Consider the following 21,514-nt stretch of genomic DNA (forward strand, 5'->3'; position numbering starts at 1 on the left):
TGCTTTTTTTTATTTAATTTCAGCTTTTAAAACTATTTAAAAAATTACATAATATAATAATATAATCATGAAAAATATAAAACTCCGTGCTACATCAGTAACAATTTTATTTATGGTAATTCTACCATTCTTTTTTATCACTTATTTTTTAAAAGTTCCTGGTAAATCAGTTGGAATCGTCTTTTATTTAGTTTTCAGTTTGTGAGCTGGATATGAAATTATTAAACACAATCAATTAGAGCGTTGGGCGAATATTCTATTAATTTCATTAGTGTCCATAGTTTGAATTTTTCCACTCGATTGATATCAAACATCCGCAACCAATCCAAATGCTTTTTGAGATACTTCTCAAACCGGGTTAAGTGTAGAATCTTTGGTTGACCAATTGAGAAAAGGTGTATTTTTTAAACGTGACAGTATTAGTAATATTGGCTTTCTATCACTTTCAATAACCTATATTTTTGTTACAATCATCTTTTTAGTTAATATTAAAAAATATGCGAGCTTAAAAACTTTTTTTAAAAGCTATTTTATTTCGCTTTTTACTTTAATATTTGTACCTTGATTTTTAAAAATTTTGTTTATTGTTAATGTTGCTAATTTATATATTTTATTCTGTATTTTTATTATTCCAATGGCATCAGATACTGCCGCTTACTTTGGTGGTAAATTTCTTGGGAAAAAGATTATTAAACGCTCATTAGCACCACGTATTAGCCCAAATAAATCTTGAGAAGGAGCAATTAGTGGCTATATTTTTGGAGCTTTATTTGTATTTATTGCAATGTATTTAGGCAAAATAACTAAAGACAGTCGCTTCTTAGTTTTGATTAATATTCGTCAATTAATCGCGGCGCTTATTATTCTACCGTTAGCTTCGCAAATTGGAGATTTAGCATTTTCTGGAATTAAAAGATTGCTAAATATTAAAGATTTTTCAAATTTAATTCCCGGTCATGGTGGACTTATGGATCGTTTTGATTCAGTGTCTTTTGTTGCCGTTTCCACAGCAATCATTATGTTAATTAAATAAGGATAATTATGAGAGAAGAAGATAAAACATTTATTAAATTATGTCGAGAAATTAATTTTGAAATTCCTAGTAGTTTTGAGCATGCCTGTGTTATTTCAGTTGTTAAAGAAAAAGATCTTTGAGATTTTACTGTTGCCTTAGAAACGCACATTCCAATAAATGATTATAAAGCATTTTTGGCCGCCCTTGAGAATAGATTTTCTAAAGTTAGATTGAAATTAATTTTTGATAATAGTATTCCTAATGCAAAAATTATTCAAGATTATTTAATGTATTTACACGAATCTTCAGCTCTAAAAGACTTAATGTGCTACTTTGTTGAAGAGAACATATCAATTATGAATAATGAACTTATCTTAAAATTACCTAGAAGAGACATATATAATAGCTTTTTAGAAAAAAAAGAGATTATAGTCTCTTCTTTAAAAGACATTGGTTTTGAATTTTCATTGGTTAGATTTGAAATTCTTGAAAATCAAAGAATGGACCGTACTAAAACGATTATGTATGATATTTCTAAAGGATTTGATAATTTAAAAGAAATCGAAAAAACTCAACCCTACAAAGAAAAAACCTATGATGGATATCAACGAAGGTCGACAAATAAAAAACCTATTTTAATTCAAATTGATGAAGCAATAGATAATCCTGATAATACCCTAGTTACTACAAAAGGTGAAATATTCTCACTTGAATCTCGTAATTTAAAAAATGATAAAGTTTTATATATAATTGGGATATCTGATTATAAAGAGGCAATCACTGTCAAAAAATTTTATGATAGTAGTGATGAAATGCCAAATCTAAAAATTGGTGATGCTATCATTGTTGTTGGTAATCTCGTCACTGACAATTATTCAAATTCAAAATGTATTATGGCTGCAAGCAAAAATTGATATACATTAACAGAAGGATATCAAAAATTAGAAAGTGATAATGAGATTGAAAAAAGAATTGAACTTGCCGCTCGTTCAACAATGAGCCCACAAGACGGAATTTCATCAACTGAAGATTATTTAGCGGCCGCAAGCTTTTATGGTCATGAAGCAATTGCGATTACTGATCTAGATGGAGTTCAAGGATTTCCTGAATTTTATAATGCTGCTAAAAAACAAAAAAATGTTAAACCAATCTATGGAACAACATTGAGTGCAATTAGTGCTGAACCTAATTTTTTCTATGGCTTTAAGGATTTTAATTTAAAAGATGAAGAGTATGTAGTTTTTGATATTGAAACCACTGGATTAAGTCCACGTTTTGACGAAATCATTGAGTTTGGTGGCACAATTATCAAAAACGGTATGCAAATTAATAATATTCAATTTTTTATTAAAGCAAACAAACCTCTTTCGCAATTCACAACCAATTTAACTAGAATTACTGACGAAGATTTAGCCAATGCCTGCGATGAAGAAGAAGGTATCAAAAAAATTTATGAAATTTTAGAAAATAAAATTTGTGTTGCTCATAATGCTAATTTTGATATTAATTTTTGTAAAGAAAAATTTGTTAAATATGGATTAGATATTTCCAAAATTAAAGGAATTGATACATTAGCTATTTCGCATTTTTTAGATCCGAAAGAAAAAAAACATACCCTTGGTAATCTTGCTAAAAGATATAATGTCTACTATAACAAAGATGATGCTCACCGTGGGGATTATGATGCTGAAATTTTATGTAAGGTTTGAATAAAAATAATTGACGTCCTTAAAAGCAAGTATAAAATTGAAACATCGCAACAGCTCCTTGATGCTTTCAATCCTGAAATGCTTGGAAGGCGCTTTTCATATGAGACAAGAGTACTTGCTAAAAATCAAGCAGGACTTAAGAAAATGTTTAAAATTGTTTCAAGATCGTTAACAGATCATTTTAATGAAGGCCCTAAACTTTATTTTAGTGAAATTAAAAGCGATCCGGATTTATTTTATGGAAGTGGCACTCATCAATCTTATTTGTGAGAGCAAGCCTTTAATGGTTCAACTGAGAATTTGATTAAAACAATTAAAATGTTTGATTACATTGAATTTCCACCAATTAGTACATTTAAATACCTTATTCGCGATGAAAATATGACCGAAGATAATTTGAAATTTATCTATAAGGATTTAATCAATAAAGCTAAATCACTAAATAAATTATGTGTTGCTGTTTCGGATTCACGTTTTATTTACAACTATCAAGAATTAATTCACAAAATATATGTCAATGCGCCATCACTAGGTGGGGGACTTCATTGATTAAATAAAAAAGAATCATATCCAGTTTTTCGATATTTAAATACTCGGGAAATGCTAAATGAGTTTAAGTTTTTAAACGATGCTAATTTAATTTATGAATTAGTTATTAAAAATCCGAAAATTATTGCTAGTCAAATTGAAAATAATATTCAAGTTATTAAAGATAAATTGTATGTTCCTGAATTTGATGATTCGGCTAATAATTTACGAAAAGTTGTTATGAAATCTCTTTATGAAAAATATGGCGACAATCCCGATGAGAGCATTATCACTCGGGTTAATAAAGAATTAAATCCGATTATTAAATATGGATATTCCGCTATTTATTGAATTAGTCATAAGCTTGTTAAAAAAAGTAATGAAGATGGATATATTGTTGGAAGTCGTGGTAGTGTTGGAAGTTCAATTGTTGCTAATCTAGCAGGGATTTCTGAAGTTAATCCGCTTGAACCACATTATTTATGTACTAAGTGCAAACATTTTGAATGAAGCAAGGAAAAGAATATCTTTTCAGGCTGAGATCTTCCAATAAAAAAATGTCCTAACTGTAATATTAATATGATAAATGATGGGCATAGCATTCCTTTTGAAACATTTTTAGGATTTGAAGCCAACAAAGTTCCTGACATTGACCTAAATTTTAGTGGTAACTACCAAACAACAATTCACAATTACGTTCGTGAATTATTTGGAGATTCTCATACTTTTCGAGCAGGAACAATTTCAACAATTGCTGACAAGACTGCTTTTGGTTTTTGTAAAAAATATGAAGATGAAAAACGAAAAGGTATGGTTCCATGAAGCAATCAATTTTTGGATTTTTTAAGTTCAAAAGCCAAAGATGTTAAACGAACTACAGGACAACATCCAGGTGGAATTATTATTATTCCAAAAGAGTATGATGTTGAAGACTTTACTCCAATAAACTATCCGGCCAATGATAGTTCATCATCATGAAAAACCACACATTTTGATTTTAGAAGTATTCATGATAATGTTTTAAAACTTGATCTCTTAGGTCACGATAACCCTACAATTATTAAGATGTTAGAAAATTTAACTAATACTAATGTTGAAGATATTCCTAAATTCGATGAAGAAGTTATGAAGTTGTTTTATACAACCGAATCACTTAAAATTAAACCATCTGATATTGAAGGGGAAACAACCGGTGCATATGGCTTACCGGAATTTGGAACTAATTTTGTGCGAAGAATGTTAAGTCAAACTAAACCAAAATCATTTAATGATTTAATTCTACTTTCAGGTCTTAGTCATGGAACTGATGTATGAGCTGGCAATGCTGATGAACTTGTTAAACAAGGAAAATCATTACATGATTGCGTTTGTTGTCGTGATGACATTATGCAAGAATTAGTAAAAAAAGATATTTCAGCTATTCAAGCATTTGACATAATGGAAAGGGTTCGTAAAGGTAAGGGATTAACTGATGAGCAAGAAAGTTTATTAATTTCTAAAAATATTCCAGATTGATATATTAATTCATTGAAAAAAATTAAATATATGTTTCCTAAGGCTCATGCTACGGCTTATGTTATTATGGCGTGAAGAATCGCTTGATATAAACTTTATCATCCATTACCATTTTATGCTTCATATTACACCAGCCGTCCTGATTCGCTTGATATTCTTGTTATGAGCTCTGGTTTGAAAAGTGTTTCTGATAAACTAAGAGAACTAAAAAGTCGAGCATCAGGGAATGGTCTTAAATTATCAGTGAAAGAAAATGCATTAATTCCAACATTAGAAATCACCAAAGAGCTATACGCTCGGGGCTTTAAAATTCAAAATGTTGATATTGAGCGTTCACTAGCTAGTGAATGGATTATCGACTATGAATCAAAATCGCTGATTCCTCCATTTGATGTTATTGAAGGCCTTGGAGCTGCCGTTTCTGAGACAATTATTCAAGCAAGAAATGACCATCCTTTTTTATCAATTGAAGATTTAAGAGAAAGAACTAAGGTTAACTCAAGAATTGAAAATGAATTAAGAAATTTAGGTGTATTAAAAAACTTAGATGAAACCAATCAAGTAATTTTATTCTAGATAAATATATCGAATGTTTTGTAAATAGTTAATTAATTTAAAAGAAAAATTGTAATCATATGAAATCTTAAAAGCTGATGCATAAATTAGCTTACATAATTTAAACACTCCAAGAAGATAAGGAGTGTTTTTATATTAAAACAATTTTCATTTGATAAAAATTAAAATAATTAAAATTAATTGTAAAAAGTTGATTTGAAATAGTTGTAATTTAGTCCATTCTCAATAATGAATATCGTTATGAAAATATAGATATCATTGTATCAATATGTAGGCTAGATATGAAAGTAAAAAATTTCAACTGTCAACAATCAATGTCAATTAGTGGATAACCATTAGAAAATAGCACTCAAAATATTTACTTGCAAATCTGTAGTGAGGAAATATTGCCCCTATAAAATACAACAATTTAGATTTTGGGATGGTAAATAACGAAATAATCAAATACATAAGGTACTATAAATTAGAAAGAGTACAAAAAAATTTAGATTATAAAAATCCGCATTATGTTTTTACACAATGTGGAATGAGCTTTTAAATTATTTTACCTAAGTTATACTATAGTAATATTCAAATTTTTAAGTTGTTCAATATTATCAAATTATAATAACCAAAATATATAAATAACATAAAAAATATGATTATGATGCGCACATCATCTTTTTTTAATAATTTTAGTTAATTTTGAAATTAAATTATTGTATAAAGATAATAATTATTAGATTTTTCTAAAGGAAATATTTTTTGAATATTTTACTGGTAAAAACTACGAAAAAATGCAAAAAAGTCTATTTACAGACGTTATTTCTCTACTTCTTTTCTCATATGCACTATAATTATTCAATTACACATATAGGAGTGAATAAATATGAAAAAGAAAAATTTTAAGTTATGAATTGTGTTACCAGTTGTAGTTGCAACAATGCCACTAATAGCAGCATCATGTGGTAAAACTGATAATATACAAACTCCTCCAAATCCATCAACACCAGCTCCAGACACTAAACCAAATCCTATTCCAACTCCACCAAAACAAGATCCTATTCCATCTCCAATCCCTCCAAAACCAAATCCTATTCCAACTCCACCAAAACAAGATCCTATTCCGTCTCCAACTCCGCCAACACCAATGCCAGATCCAAATAAAAAAGATATGAATAATAATAAAAGACCAGAAGATGACATAAAAAAGGAAGAAATGAAAAATTTGGAATTGCTAAAACTTAAAAGAGAAATACTTTATATCAATTTACACTATTTTACATATCAGAGGATTTTAGATTTATTTAAATCTGTCAATGACATTAGGGCATCTTATGACACTGAAGAAGAGCTAAAAATGGCTATAGATATTATTGATGACAAAGAAAATGAAAATAATCTTAAATTAGCAAGAGAATTCATTGATGATTTTATAGCATATAAAAACGGCACTAAAAATAATTTTGAAGATGATTTTTTGAATTTTATATTACCATCGACTCCTTCCATAAAATATTCAACTTTTCTTAATTATATTATCAATAGATTTGCTAAATTTGTAGATTCTGCTATAGTTAATCAGAAGCAGAACGATTATGGAATATATATATTTATAAAAATTTGAGACCAATTTGGAAAAATAAATGATGAATCATTTTATAGTTATTTAAATTTATATGAACCTAGATATCAATTGCAACAATATATATCAAAAGGTACTAATGAAGCAGTTAAGACTATAGCTAGAGATATTTTTCAACAATTAGGCAAAAATATAAAAGAAAAGGTTGGACTTTCTAAAAATCAAATAGGAGATATTGATAACCAAGTTGCAGAAATTAAAAAAATTCTTATAGTGAAATAGTTTTAAACTAGATCATACAAATTAACCTAAATTAAAAACAAAAATGGTAATCGCAGGTAATAATTTAGGTGACATATTTTAAACACTCCAAGAAAATAAGGAGTGTTTTTATGTTAAAACAATTTTCATTTAATAAAAAAATAAAATACTAAAAAAATGTGAAAATTAGATTAGTAATAGCTTTATCCCAGTTTATTATCGATAACGAATATCGGTATATAAGCGGATATGAAAAAAACATGAATGTTAACAATTAATGATAGCCAAAGGATACTCATTAAAAGAATAGACAATCAAATTTTTTTAGGGTCTGCAGCGATAAAATATCGATCTCATAAAATACAACAATTTAAATTTCGAGATAGTAAATAATGGAATCAGCAGATACATAAGATATTTTAATTCTAAAAGATTACAAAAATTTAGATTACAAAAAAACTTCACATTATGCTTTGCACAATGTATAGTGGGTTTTAAATTATTTCACCTAAGATATCATTAAGATTATAATTACCCGGTTTTTTATTATTCTATCTTATTATAAAGTTGTCATCAAATAGTTTTTTGATATAATGAGGCTAGCTATGGCAAACTAAAATACAATAGCCAAAGCGAGTCGAGGGGTTCAGACTATAAGAGTTGATATTTAAAAAAAATATCTTTTACGAAGGAAAAAAACCTAACGATGGGCCACATGATGACTCGGAAACAAAAATAGTAACCATTTCATTTTTTGTGAAGTGGTTTTTTATTTATAATCAAGTTATTGCGAATTGTTAATTGATGAAAGCAGAGACAAAAAGAATTATAAGGATATATAGTTATAGACCTAAACGTAAAGCAATATCTACTGAATATCCTAAATTTCGTCGTCTGTTTTTAATAATTTTGGAAATGAGTGGTAAATGGTTATTACCTTATTTTAAAAACTTTGAAAAAAACCAATAAAGAAAATGTAAAAAATTTAATAAAAGGTGAATCTATCCCAGGTCAATAATTAATGTTGTGGATAAGTCACTTTTTTACAGTTTATTTTTAAAAAATGATAAATATAATAATGTTTTTATTCTTAATAATACCTATACTGAGGTAATGAAAAGAATTTATATAAATATTAAAAAAAATGATTATTCATTTACTGAATTTGGTGAAATTGATGATAAAGAAAACCGAATTAGTTGAAAATTTTGAAATATAAAAAATAAAAAAAGTGAATATCATAAAATATTTATAGAAGTTGTTAGAAAATATAACTTTTTAAGTTCTGATGATAAAAAAATGTTTTAAGCAGGAAAATATAAATTGGAAATTAAATAATATATCTACAATTTTTCAATATAACGTTTGCAAATTAATAATTCTATAGTAGCAAAAAAGTTTAAGCAATAACTTTGCTTAGGTCTGAACCATTTTATAATTCGTTATGATTTTTTAGCTAATGCGTTAGCTATTAAAGTTTTATTTTACTAAATTGATTTTAATGATTAGATGATTTATTAAAATATAGAAATTTTTTATATGTCATTTGATATATTTTGTGAAATTATTTATATAAAACTAAAAATAAAATCAGGCAATACATTTAAATCGTATTTGCCTGAATTTTAAGAGATTAATTTAATATTTTTAGTTTGCTTTTGAAATATCATAAAAAATGCAAGGACTAGATAATTCTAATAATCAATTCTCTTCTATTTTAGTTTTTGTTTTAAAAGAATTGTTTATTTTAAATTTATATTTATTAAAAATTTTAATCATATCTTCATGGCTATAGAATCTATTTTTATTTTTTAGTCCATGTATTTCATAGTCTTGAATCTTTTTGTTTGAAAATGTTTTTAGTTCATAAATTTTAATTTTATTAATTCAAAAGTTTTTTTCTTCGTCGGTTGCAAAAATGTTATGGATTGTAAAAATGAAACGACTTTTTTTATCTTTTAATAAAATTCTAATTTTTTTAAACAAGTTTTTAACATCGAATTTACTAGTAATGTTTGATAGACCATTGGAACTAAAAATTATTAAATCATATTTACTTTTTTCGCTATATTCTAAAATATTGGCTAATTGAAAGTTAATATTTTTGTTTTCTGGAGCTGCTGATAATAGCTTTTTAGAGATATCAATAGCATCAATTTGAGCAGTTGGAAATAGATTTTTTAGTGCAATGGCAACGCGACCGGTGCCACACCCTATATCGAGAATATTGTTAATTTCCAATACACTTTTAATGACGTTATCAATTGCCGCTACTTCTGATTTTGAAAGTCCTCGATTAGTTACTTTTTTATATTCTTCTAAAATTTTTAAATTGTTGTAGAATCTCTTAGTTTTAATTTGTTTTCAATCATAAATTGTTAGTGCAATTCCCAAACATGAAACAACGACAATAATTGAGTAAAGAATAAAGCTGTATAAATAACTAAGTTTTGTTGTTAAAATTGTGAAAAATACTGTTAGTATTGAGGTTACAATTATTCTAAAGACAATTGATAAACCATTTTGTTTATGAAAACCCTTGTTATCAAATAACTGAAACGAAAGCGTGTAAAAAATTGAGATAAAGATTGAGAAAAGAAATTGTTGAATTGAAGTAATAATTACATAACTGATAAAATAGTCATTTTCATTTGATGAAGCAAATAATAGTCAAACAAAGTTCAATATTCCCATGATAATTGTTATAATCAAAATAAATAGTATTTGATTTTTAATGTATTTTTTAGCAATAAATGACGCAATCACCCCTAAAAGTGAAAATGTTGTAAAAATTATCGATAAATAAAATCCTCAAGTGTCAATTTTAAAGCTATTTATATTTGAAAAGAACTGTGAAAGTCCCGATGTTCTTGGATATAAAAATATGCCAATTATTAGTGATCCTGATAAAATAAAAATTCATGATTTTCATACACTGCGTTTTGTAATAATTTTCTTGCTTTGGTCATTGTTTTGAAAATTAGTAGCTACTTTATTTACTTTTAAAGTGAAATATAAAATTCCGGAAATTAAATACGATATCATATTCATAACTACAAGTCAGTAGAATTGAATATTTTTGAAAAGGAAAAATGATAATATTGCCGAGAGCAGAAAACCAAATGACGTAGCAAAAGAGTTAGCAATATTAATAGTTTTTAGTTCTTCATTGTTGTTAGTTATAAAGTAAACAATATTTTTCAAAAATACAAATCTAAAGGCATTAATAAATCCCAATATTGAACTACAAATAATTAAAATTAATGAAAGAATGGATTTATTGTCAGTGAAGAAAAATATAACAAGACTAGGAATGAGTAGTATAACACTTGTTAAATCCGATAGAAGCAATACTAATTTATTATTTTTTATTCTTTGGACAATTTTGCTACTAAAAATATAAACTAAAATTGAAGGTAATTGAATGAATAGATATAAAAGTGTTACTAGTCATAAATTACCAGTAAATTTATAGATAAAAATCGATGAGCCAAGTTTGAAGGCTTCAGATCCTATTAAAGAAAGCGCAAGCGAAGTGGTGTAATTGATACTATTTTTTTTAAAAATTGTCATGTTGTGAAACTCATACACATTAAATAATTTAATGTTCTTTCTACTACCGAGTATCTGCACAAATTAAATTAAAGTAAAAATAGATAAATATTCATCAGTTATTCATACTTTAATTTTTTTGTAATTTACATATAAAATTTTGGGAAAAACCAAAGTTTGAATAATCTGGTAGTAGATAATTATACATTAAATTAAAATTACTAAATTAAAAAATATAACGATTATATTTTCAAAAAAATTCTCAAATAATTATTTTTATGGCTATCAATATATTCAATTATTTTTAATTTATATTTTTATATTTTTGTCAAGGAGTTTATATTTATAATTAGTTAATTGTCTTTTATTATAAAAATTGATAAATATAATGCTTTATTTTTCTAAGAAATGAATTGTTATGCTCCTAATTTACAAAAACAAATAACTAATTTTTGATAAAATTAAAATGTTTTATGTAAAAAGGAGATATTCATGTCAAATAATAAAAAGTGAAAAAACAAAAAAATCAACATAAAAAATTATCAAGTAGTTGAAAAAAAACCGAGAAAACAATTATCTAATTCTTGAAGAATAGCATTAACTGGACTACTATTGATTGCGATCCCTTCATTTTTGTTATTTATATTTGTTGGTCGGGACGGATGAATATTTCCCCAAACAAAATCAATTGATAGATGATATGGCGAACTTCTAATCGGGTTAGCAATGGCATCAATTCAAGTTGCAATTGTATGTCTAATGATTTGAAAATTTAAATTCTTGCGACCTGAATCATTACACTTTTTAATCCCAATTTCTTTAGCGATGAATTCATTTTTAGTTTCTAGTGGCGTTGATCTATGATTTATTAGAGTTATACCAGCAGTAGGTTTAGCGTTTATGGCAATTCCAATTTTGTTACTAACCAAATATATAATAAGAAAACAAAATCAAAAGAAATTTGCGATGATTCAAGAAGAAGAATTAAAAAACAAATCATTGCTAGATTAGAAACGGCTAAACTTAGTTAATGAGTTTAGTCTTTATTGTTATTTTTAAGGAGAATAATATGTATAAAAAAATTAGTTTATTTGACAAAGACATTGAAGAATTAATAAATTTAGAAAATAAACGTCAAAGCGATAACATCGAATTAATAGCATCAGAAAATTATGTATCTGAAGATGTTTTAAAAGCCGCTGGTTCATGTTTAACAAATAAATATGGTGAAGGTTATCCTGGTAGAAGATATTATGGTGGCTGTGAATATATGGATCAAATAGAAACTATTGCTCAAGAAAGAGCAAAAAAATTATTTAACGTAAATTATGTTAATGTTCAACCATATTCAGGTAGTGTGGCCAACGCCGCTGTTTATATGTCACTTTTGGCACCGGGTGATAAAGTTTTAGGATTATCACTTGATTCAGGTGGACATCTAACACATGGTTATCGTATTTCATTTAGTGGATTATTCTATGAATCATATACATACACTGTTAATGATGACGGGGTTCTAGATTATGATGAGATTTTAAAAATTGCTAAAGAGGTAAAACCAAAAATGATAATTTGTGGTTATTCAGCTTATTCACAAATTGTTCACTTTGATAAATTTAGAAAAATATGTGACGAAGTTGGTGCTTATTTATTTGCTGATATTTCTCACATCTCTGGACTTGTTATTGCCGGAAAACATCCATCACCTTCTCCCTATGCTGATATTATAATGACAACAACTCATAAAACTTTGAGGGGAACAAGGGGTGCGATTATAATGACTAATGATGAAGAGATTTATAAAAAAATAAATCGTTCTGTTTTCCCAGGATACCAAGGGGGTCCACTATTCCACCAAATAGCAGCCAAGGCAGTTAGTTTTTATGAAGCGCTGCAACCAGAATTTAAGTTATATCAAGAACAACTATTAGTAAATTCGCAGGTTTTTTGTCAAACATTTATCAAAAAGGGTGCTAAGGTTATTTCAGGTTTAACCCAAAATCATTTATTTATGATTGATGTCAAAGCAACATACAACATTACTGGTAAAGATGCAGTTGAAATCCTTTCAAAAGTTAACATTACCGTTAATAAAAATACTATTCCTAATGATGCAGAATCTCCAATGATATCTAGTGGTATAAGACTCGGAACTGCTGCGATGACTTCGCGGGGATTTAAAGAAGAGGAATTTATTATTGTTGCCAACTTAATTGATAAAATTTTAAGAGAACCAAATAATGAAGCTCTTATAAAAATTATTAAAAAAGAAGTGGCAAAATTAACATCTTCCTTTCCTATAAAAAAATCGTATATTACAAGGTAAATTATGGAAATAATTAAAAATATCCAAAAAATCGTATCAAATGCCATCATAACCATTGCAGGAATTTCAAAGATCGAAAAATTAAATGACCATGAATCTAACGGTCAAGAAAATCAAGGAATGATAATTGAACTTTCAGAAAATAATCAAACAGTCAACATTACTGTTGGATTAATTTTGATTTCACATATTAGCGCAAAAAACATTGTTGAAGAAATGTATCAAAATATTTCGCATGTTTTCAAAAAGGAAAAATTAAATTTAGGAAGTTTAACAATTTATATTAAAGGAACTAAATAATGATAAAAATTACAGGAAAAATTTGAAAAGAAGCTTTAATTTCTGCTTCTAATAATTTACAGAATAAGAAAAATGCTATTAATGCTTTAAATGTCTTTCCGGTTCCCGATGGTGATACCGGTAGTAATATGGCTTCTACAATAGCGTCAATTAATGAAATAAAAGAAGAGACTTCTAAGATTTCAGACATATCAAAAGTAATATCACAAAACATGCTAATGTCGGCTAGAGGAAATTCAGGCGTTATTTTAAGTCAAATATTTAAAGGTTTTTCTATTGGTTTTAAAAATAAGAATGAAGCGACAGCATTTGATGTTATTAAGGCTTTTGAAGAAGCTTCTAAATCAGCTTATACAGCAGTTCTTAAACCAATTGAAGGTACTATTTTAACTGTTATTAGAGAAGTAGCTGAAGGGCTTCAAGAGCAAGTTACCATGGATGCGGGAATTGATGATATTTTTAAAATTGCTGTCAAAATAGCGCGAAAAAGTTGTGATAATACTCCAAAATTATTGGCCGTGTTGCAAGAAGTTGGAGTAACTGATTCTGGTGGTGAAGGATTATATGCCATCCTTGAAGGAATTGCTTCTTATTTTGATAATAAACCAATTACATTATTACATGATGAAAATGAAAAAATTACTAATTTTATTGGCAATAAAGAAGTATATGATGGTAAATTTGGTTATTGTACCGAATTTATTATGGAATTATATAAAGATTTTGTTTTAAATATGAACGCTTTAACTAAGAAATTGGAAAAAAACGGTGATTCGATTGTTGTTACTTCTGATGAAAATTTAATTAAGGTACATATTCATACAAGAAGACCTGGCAATATTCTAAATTTAGTTAATTCATGAGGCGAGTTTATCAAAATTAAAATTGAAAATATGACAATTCAAGCTAATCAAAGTAAGGAAAATGCCGAAAAATATAGTGCGAAAAAAGATAATGAAGTTGTTAGCATCAAAAAAAATTCTTGCGCTTTAATTTCATGTAACACCGGACAAGGAATGATTGATTTAGCTAAAGATAGTGGAGTTTCATATGTTGTTGAAGGTGGACAAACTAATAATCCTTCAATTCAAGATATTGTTGATGCAATTAATAAAGTTGATGCCGGAACAGTCTTTATTCTTCCAAATAACTCTAACATTACACTTTCAGCTCAACAAGCAGCAACAATTGTTAGAAATAAAAAAGTTATTATTATTCCAACTAAATCACAAGCTCAAACCTTAGGAGTTGCTGTTCGCTTTAGTGAGGATAATCCTGCTAATACTAACTTAAGTGAAATGACTAAAGCAGTCCAAAAAATTAGATATGGTGAAATTGCTCCATCAATTAAAGATACCAAATTAAATGGTATAAAAATTAAAGATGGTGATTATATGGTTATTGTCAATAATGAGCTTTATGATACAGCTAAAACTGGAAATGAAGCAGCAATTAAGCTTATCGATAATTTAATTGAAAAAAATTCAGAATTAATCACAATTATTTATGGACAAGATGTATCAGAAACCGACGCAAAAGAAATTCAAGATTACATTGAAATTAATTTTGATATTTCAGTAGATATCCAAGCTGGTGGACAAAGTATTTACCCATATTTAATTTCAGTTGAATAGAGGTCTATTATGAAAAAAATTGTTTTTGATTTATTAAATAACGATAATGGTCAACATTTTGCAATTGAGGGTGCTAAGCGATTTTTGAAAGAAAACCCAAATTATAAATTAATCTTAGTTGGTAATCGGGAAATGATTGAAAAAGAATTTTCAGAAATTAATAAAAATCAATATGAAATTTTTGAAAATAATGAAATTGCTAAAAAAATCGAAAGTCCAAGAGATGCTTTAAAATCAAATAGTTCAATGTTTGAGGCATTTGAACTTGTTTCATCAGAGAACGCCGACGGAATTTTAAGCAGTGGCGATAGTGCTTCTTTTATAATCTTATCGGCACTTAAAATTAAACGATTACCAAAAGTTTCACGCCCAGCATTCATGCCAATTATCCCAACATCTAAGGATAAAGACATTTTAGTTTTAGATGTTGGTGCTAATATTAATGTTAAGGCTGAATATTTTTTAGAGTGAGCTAAACTCGCAGTTCAATACTATGAAGCTATATATAATATTCAAAATCCAACGATTGGACAATTAAATATTGGAACTGAACATTATAAGGGAAGTGAAATTGCTAAAGAAGCTTATGAACTTTTAAAAAATAATCAAGACAATTTTAAATTTGCAGGATTTGTTGAACCAGGATCAGCAATTAATGGCGAAGTTGATATTTTAGTAGCTGACGGCTATGGTGGGAATATATTTCTAAAAACATTAGAAAGTTCGTTTTTAGCATTTTCAAAAATGTTAAAAGGTATTTTTCTAAAAAATTTCTTAACTAAAATTAGCGCACTTTTAGTAAAAAAACATTTTAAAAAAATGAAAAATCGCTTTGATTATCGAAACACTGGCGGGGCTTTTATTGTTGGATTGGAAAAAATTGTTGTTAAGGCCCATGGTGGTAGTGATGATTTAGCTTTTTATAATGCATTAAATCAAATAAAACTCGCAATTGATAAAAATTTAGTTGAAAAGTTAAAAGCAATTAACGAGGAAAAAAATGAAGAACTATAATTCTACTTTTGAGATCAAAATTAAAGAAGCTTTAAAAAAATGGAAATTTGATAATAACAATTCTTTAGAAGAGAAAGACTATGAAATTTTTTATCGAGCTTTTACTCACAAAACATATTCTAATGAACACAAAAATATCAAAAATTATCAATACTTAGAATTTTTAGGTGATACAGTTTTACAATTTACTGTTAGCGACATTATTTTTAGAAATTTTCCTAATTTTAATGAGGGTGATGCTACAGCTTTAAGATCTTCAATCGTGGACAAAAAAAATTTAGGGCAATGATCTGCAAAAATGGGACTTCCCCTTCTAATAAGAGCTTCAAGAAATGCTTTCATAAATGGCAAAAATATTAAAACTGATTCAGATATTTTTGAATCTTTAATTGCCGCTATATATCTTGTTTTTGGTTTTGAAAAAACATATGATTTTATTTCTAATTTGCTAAAATCGGAAATTAAAACTTTTTCTAAGAAATCATTAAAAGATTCAAAGTCAAAATTTCAGGAATTAATTCAGGGATCAGGAAATAACCGCATTGAATATGAAACATATGCAATTGAAAATTCATTATTCCGAAGTAATGTTTTTGTCAATGAAATGAAATACGGTTCTGGTGTTGGAAAATCCAAAAAAGAAGCCGAAAAAAATGCGGCACTTGATGCCTTAACGAAGGTTTAAATAACATTATTTAATTAGTATAATAAATGGTGCTTAAGATTGTAAAAAGCATCATTTTTATTTTATTTATTGTACAAATTAATAATTTTTAATTGACTATTTTTTACATAATTTAAGAAATTGATAACAAAATTATTATAATTATGTCATCAATTAGTATCTTTAAATATAGATATTTTAATAAATTGAAAGGACAAATATGAAATTAATCCAAGTTGAAGCCCATGGATTTAAGTCATTTGCTGATAAAGTTACATTAAAATTTGACGGTGGTGTTGTAGCCATTATTGGACCCAATGGTTCAGGAAAATCAAATATCAATGATGCAATAAGATGAGTACTAGGGGAAACTAGTTCAAAGGTTTTACGGGGAGATAATATGGAAGATGTTATCTTTGCTGGTTCTAAAACAGAAAAAGAAATGAACCGAGCAGAAGTAATACTTACCTTTGATAATCGTGACCGTGCTTGTGACATTCCTCATGATTTTTTTACAATATCAAGAGTGTTAAATCGTGGTAAAGGAAGTAATGAATATTACATTAATTCTGAAGTTGCTAGACAAAGAGACATTAAAGAAATCGCCATGCAAAGTGGTATTTCAAAATCAAGTTTAGCCATTATTGGACAAGGAACAATATCAGACATTGCTGAAGCTACTCCTGAAAGAAGAAGAGAAATTTTAGAAGAAGCTAGTGGTACTTCAATGTATCGGTCAAAAAAAATTGAAGCGCAAAGGAAACTTGAAAGAACACAAGAAGCTTTAGACCAAATCGTTATTTTAGTTGAAGAGCTTGAAAGACAGCTTAAACCACTACAAAGACAAGCGGAAAAAGCAAGAATATACAAAACTAAAGTTGAACAACTAAAGGATGTAGAAGTTACCCTACTAGTGCATGACTTTATGCACTATTCGGAGAGATTAGAACAATTAAAAACCGAAGCAAGAGAATACGATATTGTGCGTGAAGATCTTGAATCTAAGGTTTTAATGTATGAACAAACAATTAAACAAAAAACTGGCATTATTCAAAATCTTGAGGAAAACATCAAAAATATTGCTAGACGTTTAGATGAAGTAAATTCGGAAATTAGTAATCTAGAAATTAGAAGTGCTAAGGAAGAAAAACATCGTGAAATGCTAATAAATGGGGAATTGATTGCCACTGCAAAAGAGCAAGCTGACGCCTTAAAAATGGAATTAAATACTATTAACACTAAAATATTAGGTTATAAGGAATTTATTCAAAAGAAAAAAGCTGATATCGAAAAATTACAAACATCAACTGCAAATCGAGCAGCTATGATTTCGACAATTAAACATGACATTTCATCTGACACAGATAAACTTAACAAAATTAGATCAAAATTAGACGTAATTGAAGAAATGAAATCTAATCGAACCAATTTGGCTAAGGGAACAAAAAATATTGTTGAAAATGCCCACCTATTTAAAGGATATAAAAATTTAGTAAGTGAATTAATTGCAGTTGAGAATACTTATGCGCGAGCAATTGAAACTATTTTGGCAGCCGCAATTCAACACATCGTTGTAGATAGCCCTGAAACAGCTGTTAAAGCCATTAACTTTTTAAAGGAAAATAACGGAGGACGTGCAACATTTATTCCGCTAAGTTCAATTAATCCTAAATATGTTAATGAACAACATATTATCGTTGCTAAAACACAAAAAGGTTTTATTGGAATTGCCGCCGATTTAGCAGCAACAGAACCAGAATTTGATGTACTAAAAAGATTTCTATTAGGAAATATTTTGGTTTGTGACACGATAGAAAATGCAAGCAAATTATCTAAATTGCTAGAAAAAAGATATATGGTTGTATCACTTGACGGAGATATTATTCGAGTTGGTGGAGTAATGTCAGGTGGACAAGTTAGTCAAAATATTTCGATTTTCGGAGTAGATGAACAAGTTAAACAATTAGAGGAATTAGTTCCTGCTATTAAAAACAAAATTGCAATCTTAAATGAAAAACTATCAACCATTCAACATGAACAAGATTCAGAAACAGCCTTACTTTCAAATTACACAATTGAAAGAGCTAATCATCAAAAGGAATATGATTTAGCATTGGAAAAATTTGATGAATTGAAAGTTAAATATCAATCGATTTCAAATGAAATTTTTTCAGAAGGTCAAGTGGTGGATATTGCCGCACAAATTCAAAAATTAACTATTGATCGTAGTGATTTATTAGCAATGAAAACTAGTCAAGAAGATTTATACTACAGTTCTAAAAAAGAATTTTATTTAATGAATAGTAAAAAAGCAGAAGCTAATTCAGAGCTTAATCAACTATTAAAAACTAACGCTCAAAAAATCGCAGAAAAAACAAAAGCAGAATCAATTATTCAACAAGCAAAACAAAGATTGGCAGAACAGTACAATATGCTATTTGAAACTGCTAAGGAATTCTATAATCCAACAATCGATTTTGATGTTGCTCGTAGTTTAGTTAATAGTCTAAAACAAGATATAAGGGAATTAGGACATGTTAACCTAGATTCAATTAATCAATTAGAAGAAGTTGAAAATAGATACAATGATGTTAAATCACAGCAAGAAGAAATTGCTGCTGCAAAATTAACCATTGAAGAAGCAATTGATGAAATGGATAAAATCATTATTGAAAGAATTACTAAGACAGTTGAACTTGTTAATAATGAATTTAAGCATGTATTCTCAAGAATGTTTGGCGGCGGTATGGCTGAAATTAGGTATACCGATCCAGATAATGTTTTGGAAAGTGGAATTGATGTTATTGCTCAACCACCAGGCAAATCAATTCGAAATTTAAAACTATTTTCAGGTGGTGAAAAAGCCTTAATAGCAATCTCATTACTATTCTCAATTATTAAAGCTAAACCTTTACCACTATGTATCTTAGACGAAGTTGAAGCCGCATTGGATGAGGCTAATGTTATTCGTTTTGCCGAATTTTTACAAAGTTTAAAAATAGATACTCAATTTATTGTTATTACTCACCGTCAAGGAACAATGGAAAGAGTTGACAAACTGTATGGCGCAACTATGCAAAAACGTGGTGTTACCACTTTCTTTGCTGTTAATTTACATGAAGCTAAGAAATTAATTGTTGAAGAAGAAAAATAAAACCAAAGATCAAAAATTTAATCAGTTACGGTTTTATAAAACAAAAATTCGAGTGCAACTTAGCACTTGAATTTTTGTTTTGAGAATAATTAACTACCCATTTTTTTGTTCTTACATATGGCGGATAGTAAGGGATTTGAACCCTTGAATGCCTTTCGACATTATTAGTTTTCGAGACTAACCTTTTCGGCCACTCAAGCAACTATCCACAGTATTTTATTCACATGTAATATTTTACTATAAAAAATTAAATTAAAATTTGTCTGTATTTTTGAATTAATTAATTAAATAAAAAAATTGCTATTTATAATATTTTTTTACCTTATTTTCTTGCGGAAAAAAATTCTATAGGTAATTTGTGCTATAATAAAAAAGTTCATTTATTACAATTATATGGAGATTTAAAATATGTATGGCTTAGTTTTTTATTTAAATAAGGAAGTTCTTAAGAAGGCTTATGGACTTGAAAAAAACTATAAACAAGCATATGAAGATGTTAGAGATATTTTAAGACATTATGGTTTTCATTGGCTATCAAATAGTTTTTATTTTTCTCGTTCAATTAATAATCTAAAACAAATTTTTCAAGCTATTCAACATTTAAAAAAACTTAATTGATTTGTTGAATCTCTAGTAAGTTTACATATTTTTAAAATGGAAGACTTATCAAATTTCACAGAGTATATGAGTTCAAGCACCGACTCATTTGATGAATAATTTTAAGATTAAAAATTTAAGGACAACTACAGCAAAAATTAAAATAAAAAAGCGATCATTTTTTGATTGCTTTGTTTTTGTATACTATTAATTTGACACAATTTCAAATAAATGTGAAGGGTCTGCCGCTAAGGCTTCCTTGAATTTATCGGAAGTTGTTTTATCTAAAATTGTTAGTTTAACTTTTGCTAATGTTTCCATTTTTGGATGAATGTAATCTAAAAAGTCGACATCAACATTTACGAGACTCGCAGGTAATTCCAATTTAGTAAATTTATTTTGTGACAGAGCACCACTTTCAATTCTTGTAACTCTCGATAAATCAATTTCAGTTAAAAGGTTATTTGCAAAAACTCCCTTTGTTAAAACTGAATAATTTACTAGGTCTTTCATATTAATAGATTTAATTTTGTTGCTTCTAAATGCGCCTTCCCCAATAACTGAAATACTATTAGGTAAAATTAATTCCTCAATTGAATTTTTTTCAAAAGCATTATCTTGAATTTCTTTTAGTTTATTACCAAAAGTAATTGTTTTTAGTGAATTAATTTCTGAAAATGCCCCTTTTTCTATTAATTCTAGTGATTCAGGTAGAATAATTCTTTCAATATTAATTTGTTGGTCGGTAATGATTCCATTTGCTATTTCTTTTCTATCGCCTTGATTGTTAATGGTAAACAATCTTAGCAGTGTTTTTCATGAAAAGGCTGATTGTGGAATAACTTTTAAATTTGTTTGTGAAAGATCTAAAGTTTTGGTTGTGCTATTGTAATAATTTTTAGCATCACTTCCAAATAAAAATTTCGCTGCAAATTCATTGGCATTTTCACGACTACATGCAATAGCGGATAATCCTAAAATAGCCGGTGTTATAATTGCTGCTGCAAATCCTAAACTAATTCTTTTTAATTTATTATTTTTGTTAAACATAGAACTCATTTTACCATATTTCATTAAATCTTATATCTTAAATGGATATATTCAA

14 protein-coding genes and 1 tRNA gene are annotated in these 21,514 nt (G+C 27.6%); 12 read left to right on the top strand and 3 right to left on the bottom strand.

All coding sequences use genetic code 4. The annotated features are described in order from the left end of the window. The first annotated feature begins 67 nt into the window (after positions 1-67). The 4 genes from DA803_RS06670 (at position 68) to DA803_RS06680 (ending at position 8,476) form a co-directional block, all read left to right on the top strand. The gene (locus DA803_RS06670; RefSeq protein WP_114191125.1) at positions 68-1,033 is read left to right on the top strand and encodes a phosphatidate cytidylyltransferase; all 966 of its coding nucleotides are present in this window, start codon (positions 68-70) and stop codon (positions 1,031-1,033) included. Between the two features lie 8 nt (positions 1,034-1,041). Further along, positions 1,042-5,343: a PolC-type DNA polymerase III gene (locus DA803_RS06675; protein WP_114191126.1), complete on the top strand. Its 4,302-nt coding sequence runs from the start codon at positions 1,042-1,044 to the stop codon at positions 5,341-5,343. 868 nt (positions 5,344-6,211) lie between these two features. Then, entirely contained in the window at positions 6,212-7,189 is a 978-nt protein-coding gene (locus tag DA803_RS02980; protein ID WP_114191127.1) for a variable surface lipoprotein, read from the top strand. A 1,092-nt stretch (positions 7,190-8,281) separates the two neighbouring features. Beyond that, positions 8,282-8,476, top strand: a complete 195-nt coding sequence (locus DA803_RS06680) for a hypothetical protein (RefSeq protein WP_145960828.1) — start codon at positions 8,282-8,284, stop codon at positions 8,474-8,476. A 339-nt stretch (positions 8,477-8,815) separates the two neighbouring features. Here the strand turns inward: DA803_RS06680 and DA803_RS06685 are convergent, their stop codons facing one another. Beyond that, positions 8,816-10,741, bottom strand: a complete 1,926-nt coding sequence (locus DA803_RS06685; protein ID WP_114191129.1) for an MFS transporter — start codon at positions 10,739-10,741, stop codon at positions 8,816-8,818. 471 nt (positions 10,742-11,212) lie between these two features. On the opposite strand from DA803_RS06685, the gene DA803_RS06690 reads away from it, so the two are divergent. The 7 genes from DA803_RS06690 (at position 11,213) to DA803_RS03025 (ending at position 19,812) form a co-directional block, all read left to right on the top strand. Beyond that, positions 11,213-11,731: a hypothetical protein gene (locus tag DA803_RS06690; protein ID WP_114191130.1), complete on the top strand. Its 519-nt coding sequence runs from the start codon at positions 11,213-11,215 to the stop codon at positions 11,729-11,731. 58 nt (positions 11,732-11,789) lie between these two features. Further along, positions 11,790-13,046 carry a serine hydroxymethyltransferase gene (glyA, locus tag DA803_RS03000; RefSeq protein WP_114191131.1) on the top strand — a complete coding sequence of 419 codons (1,257 nt, stop codon included), beginning with the start codon at positions 11,790-11,792 and terminating at the stop codon, positions 13,044-13,046. 3 nt (positions 13,047-13,049) lie between these two features. After that, a complete protein-coding gene (locus tag DA803_RS03005) occupies positions 13,050-13,346 on the top strand; it encodes a hypothetical protein (RefSeq protein ID WP_114191132.1) in 297 nt (98 codons plus the stop codon). After that, a complete protein-coding gene (locus DA803_RS03010; RefSeq protein ID WP_114191133.1) occupies positions 13,346-14,980 on the top strand; it encodes a DAK2 domain-containing protein in 1,635 nt (544 codons plus the stop codon). Before DA803_RS03005 ends, DA803_RS03010 begins: the two co-directional genes overlap by 1 nt. Before the next feature lie 9 nt (positions 14,981-14,989). Continuing rightward, complete coding sequence (gene plsX, locus DA803_RS03015) at positions 14,990-15,994, top strand: phosphate acyltransferase PlsX (RefSeq protein WP_114191134.1); 1,005 nt, start codon at positions 14,990-14,992, stop codon at positions 15,992-15,994. Further along, the gene (gene rnc, locus DA803_RS06695) at positions 15,981-16,679 is read left to right on the top strand and encodes a ribonuclease III (protein WP_114191135.1); all 699 of its coding nucleotides are present in this window, start codon (positions 15,981-15,983) and stop codon (positions 16,677-16,679) included. The genes plsX and rnc overlap by 14 nt, the downstream gene beginning before the upstream one ends. A 199-nt stretch (positions 16,680-16,878) precedes the next feature. Further along, complete coding sequence (locus tag DA803_RS03025) at positions 16,879-19,812, top strand: SMC hinge domain-related protein (protein WP_114191136.1); 2,934 nt, start codon at positions 16,879-16,881, stop codon at positions 19,810-19,812. Between the two features lie 118 nt (positions 19,813-19,930). On the opposite strand, the gene DA803_RS03030 is transcribed toward DA803_RS03025, so the two are convergent. After that, positions 19,931-20,020, bottom strand: a tRNA-Ser gene (locus DA803_RS03030). Between the two features lie 200 nt (positions 20,021-20,220). Between DA803_RS03030 and DA803_RS03035 the strand changes: the two genes are divergently transcribed. Next, complete coding sequence (locus DA803_RS03035; RefSeq protein WP_114191137.1) at positions 20,221-20,529, top strand: virulence protein; 309 nt, start codon at positions 20,221-20,223, stop codon at positions 20,527-20,529. A gap of 87 nt (positions 20,530-20,616) precedes the next feature. On the opposite strand, the gene DA803_RS03040 is transcribed toward DA803_RS03035, so the two are convergent. Then, positions 20,617-21,459 (bottom strand): leucine-rich repeat domain-containing protein, encoded by an 843-nt coding sequence (locus tag DA803_RS03040; protein WP_170120276.1) that lies wholly within the window; start codon positions 21,457-21,459, stop codon positions 20,617-20,619. Between the last annotated feature and the right edge of the window lie 55 nt (positions 21,460-21,514).

Source organism: [Mycoplasma] phocae (genome assembly GCF_003332325.1).
GTDB classification, from domain to species: Bacteria; Bacillota_I; Bacilli_A; order Mycoplasmatales; family Metamycoplasmataceae; genus Metamycoplasma; species Metamycoplasma phocae.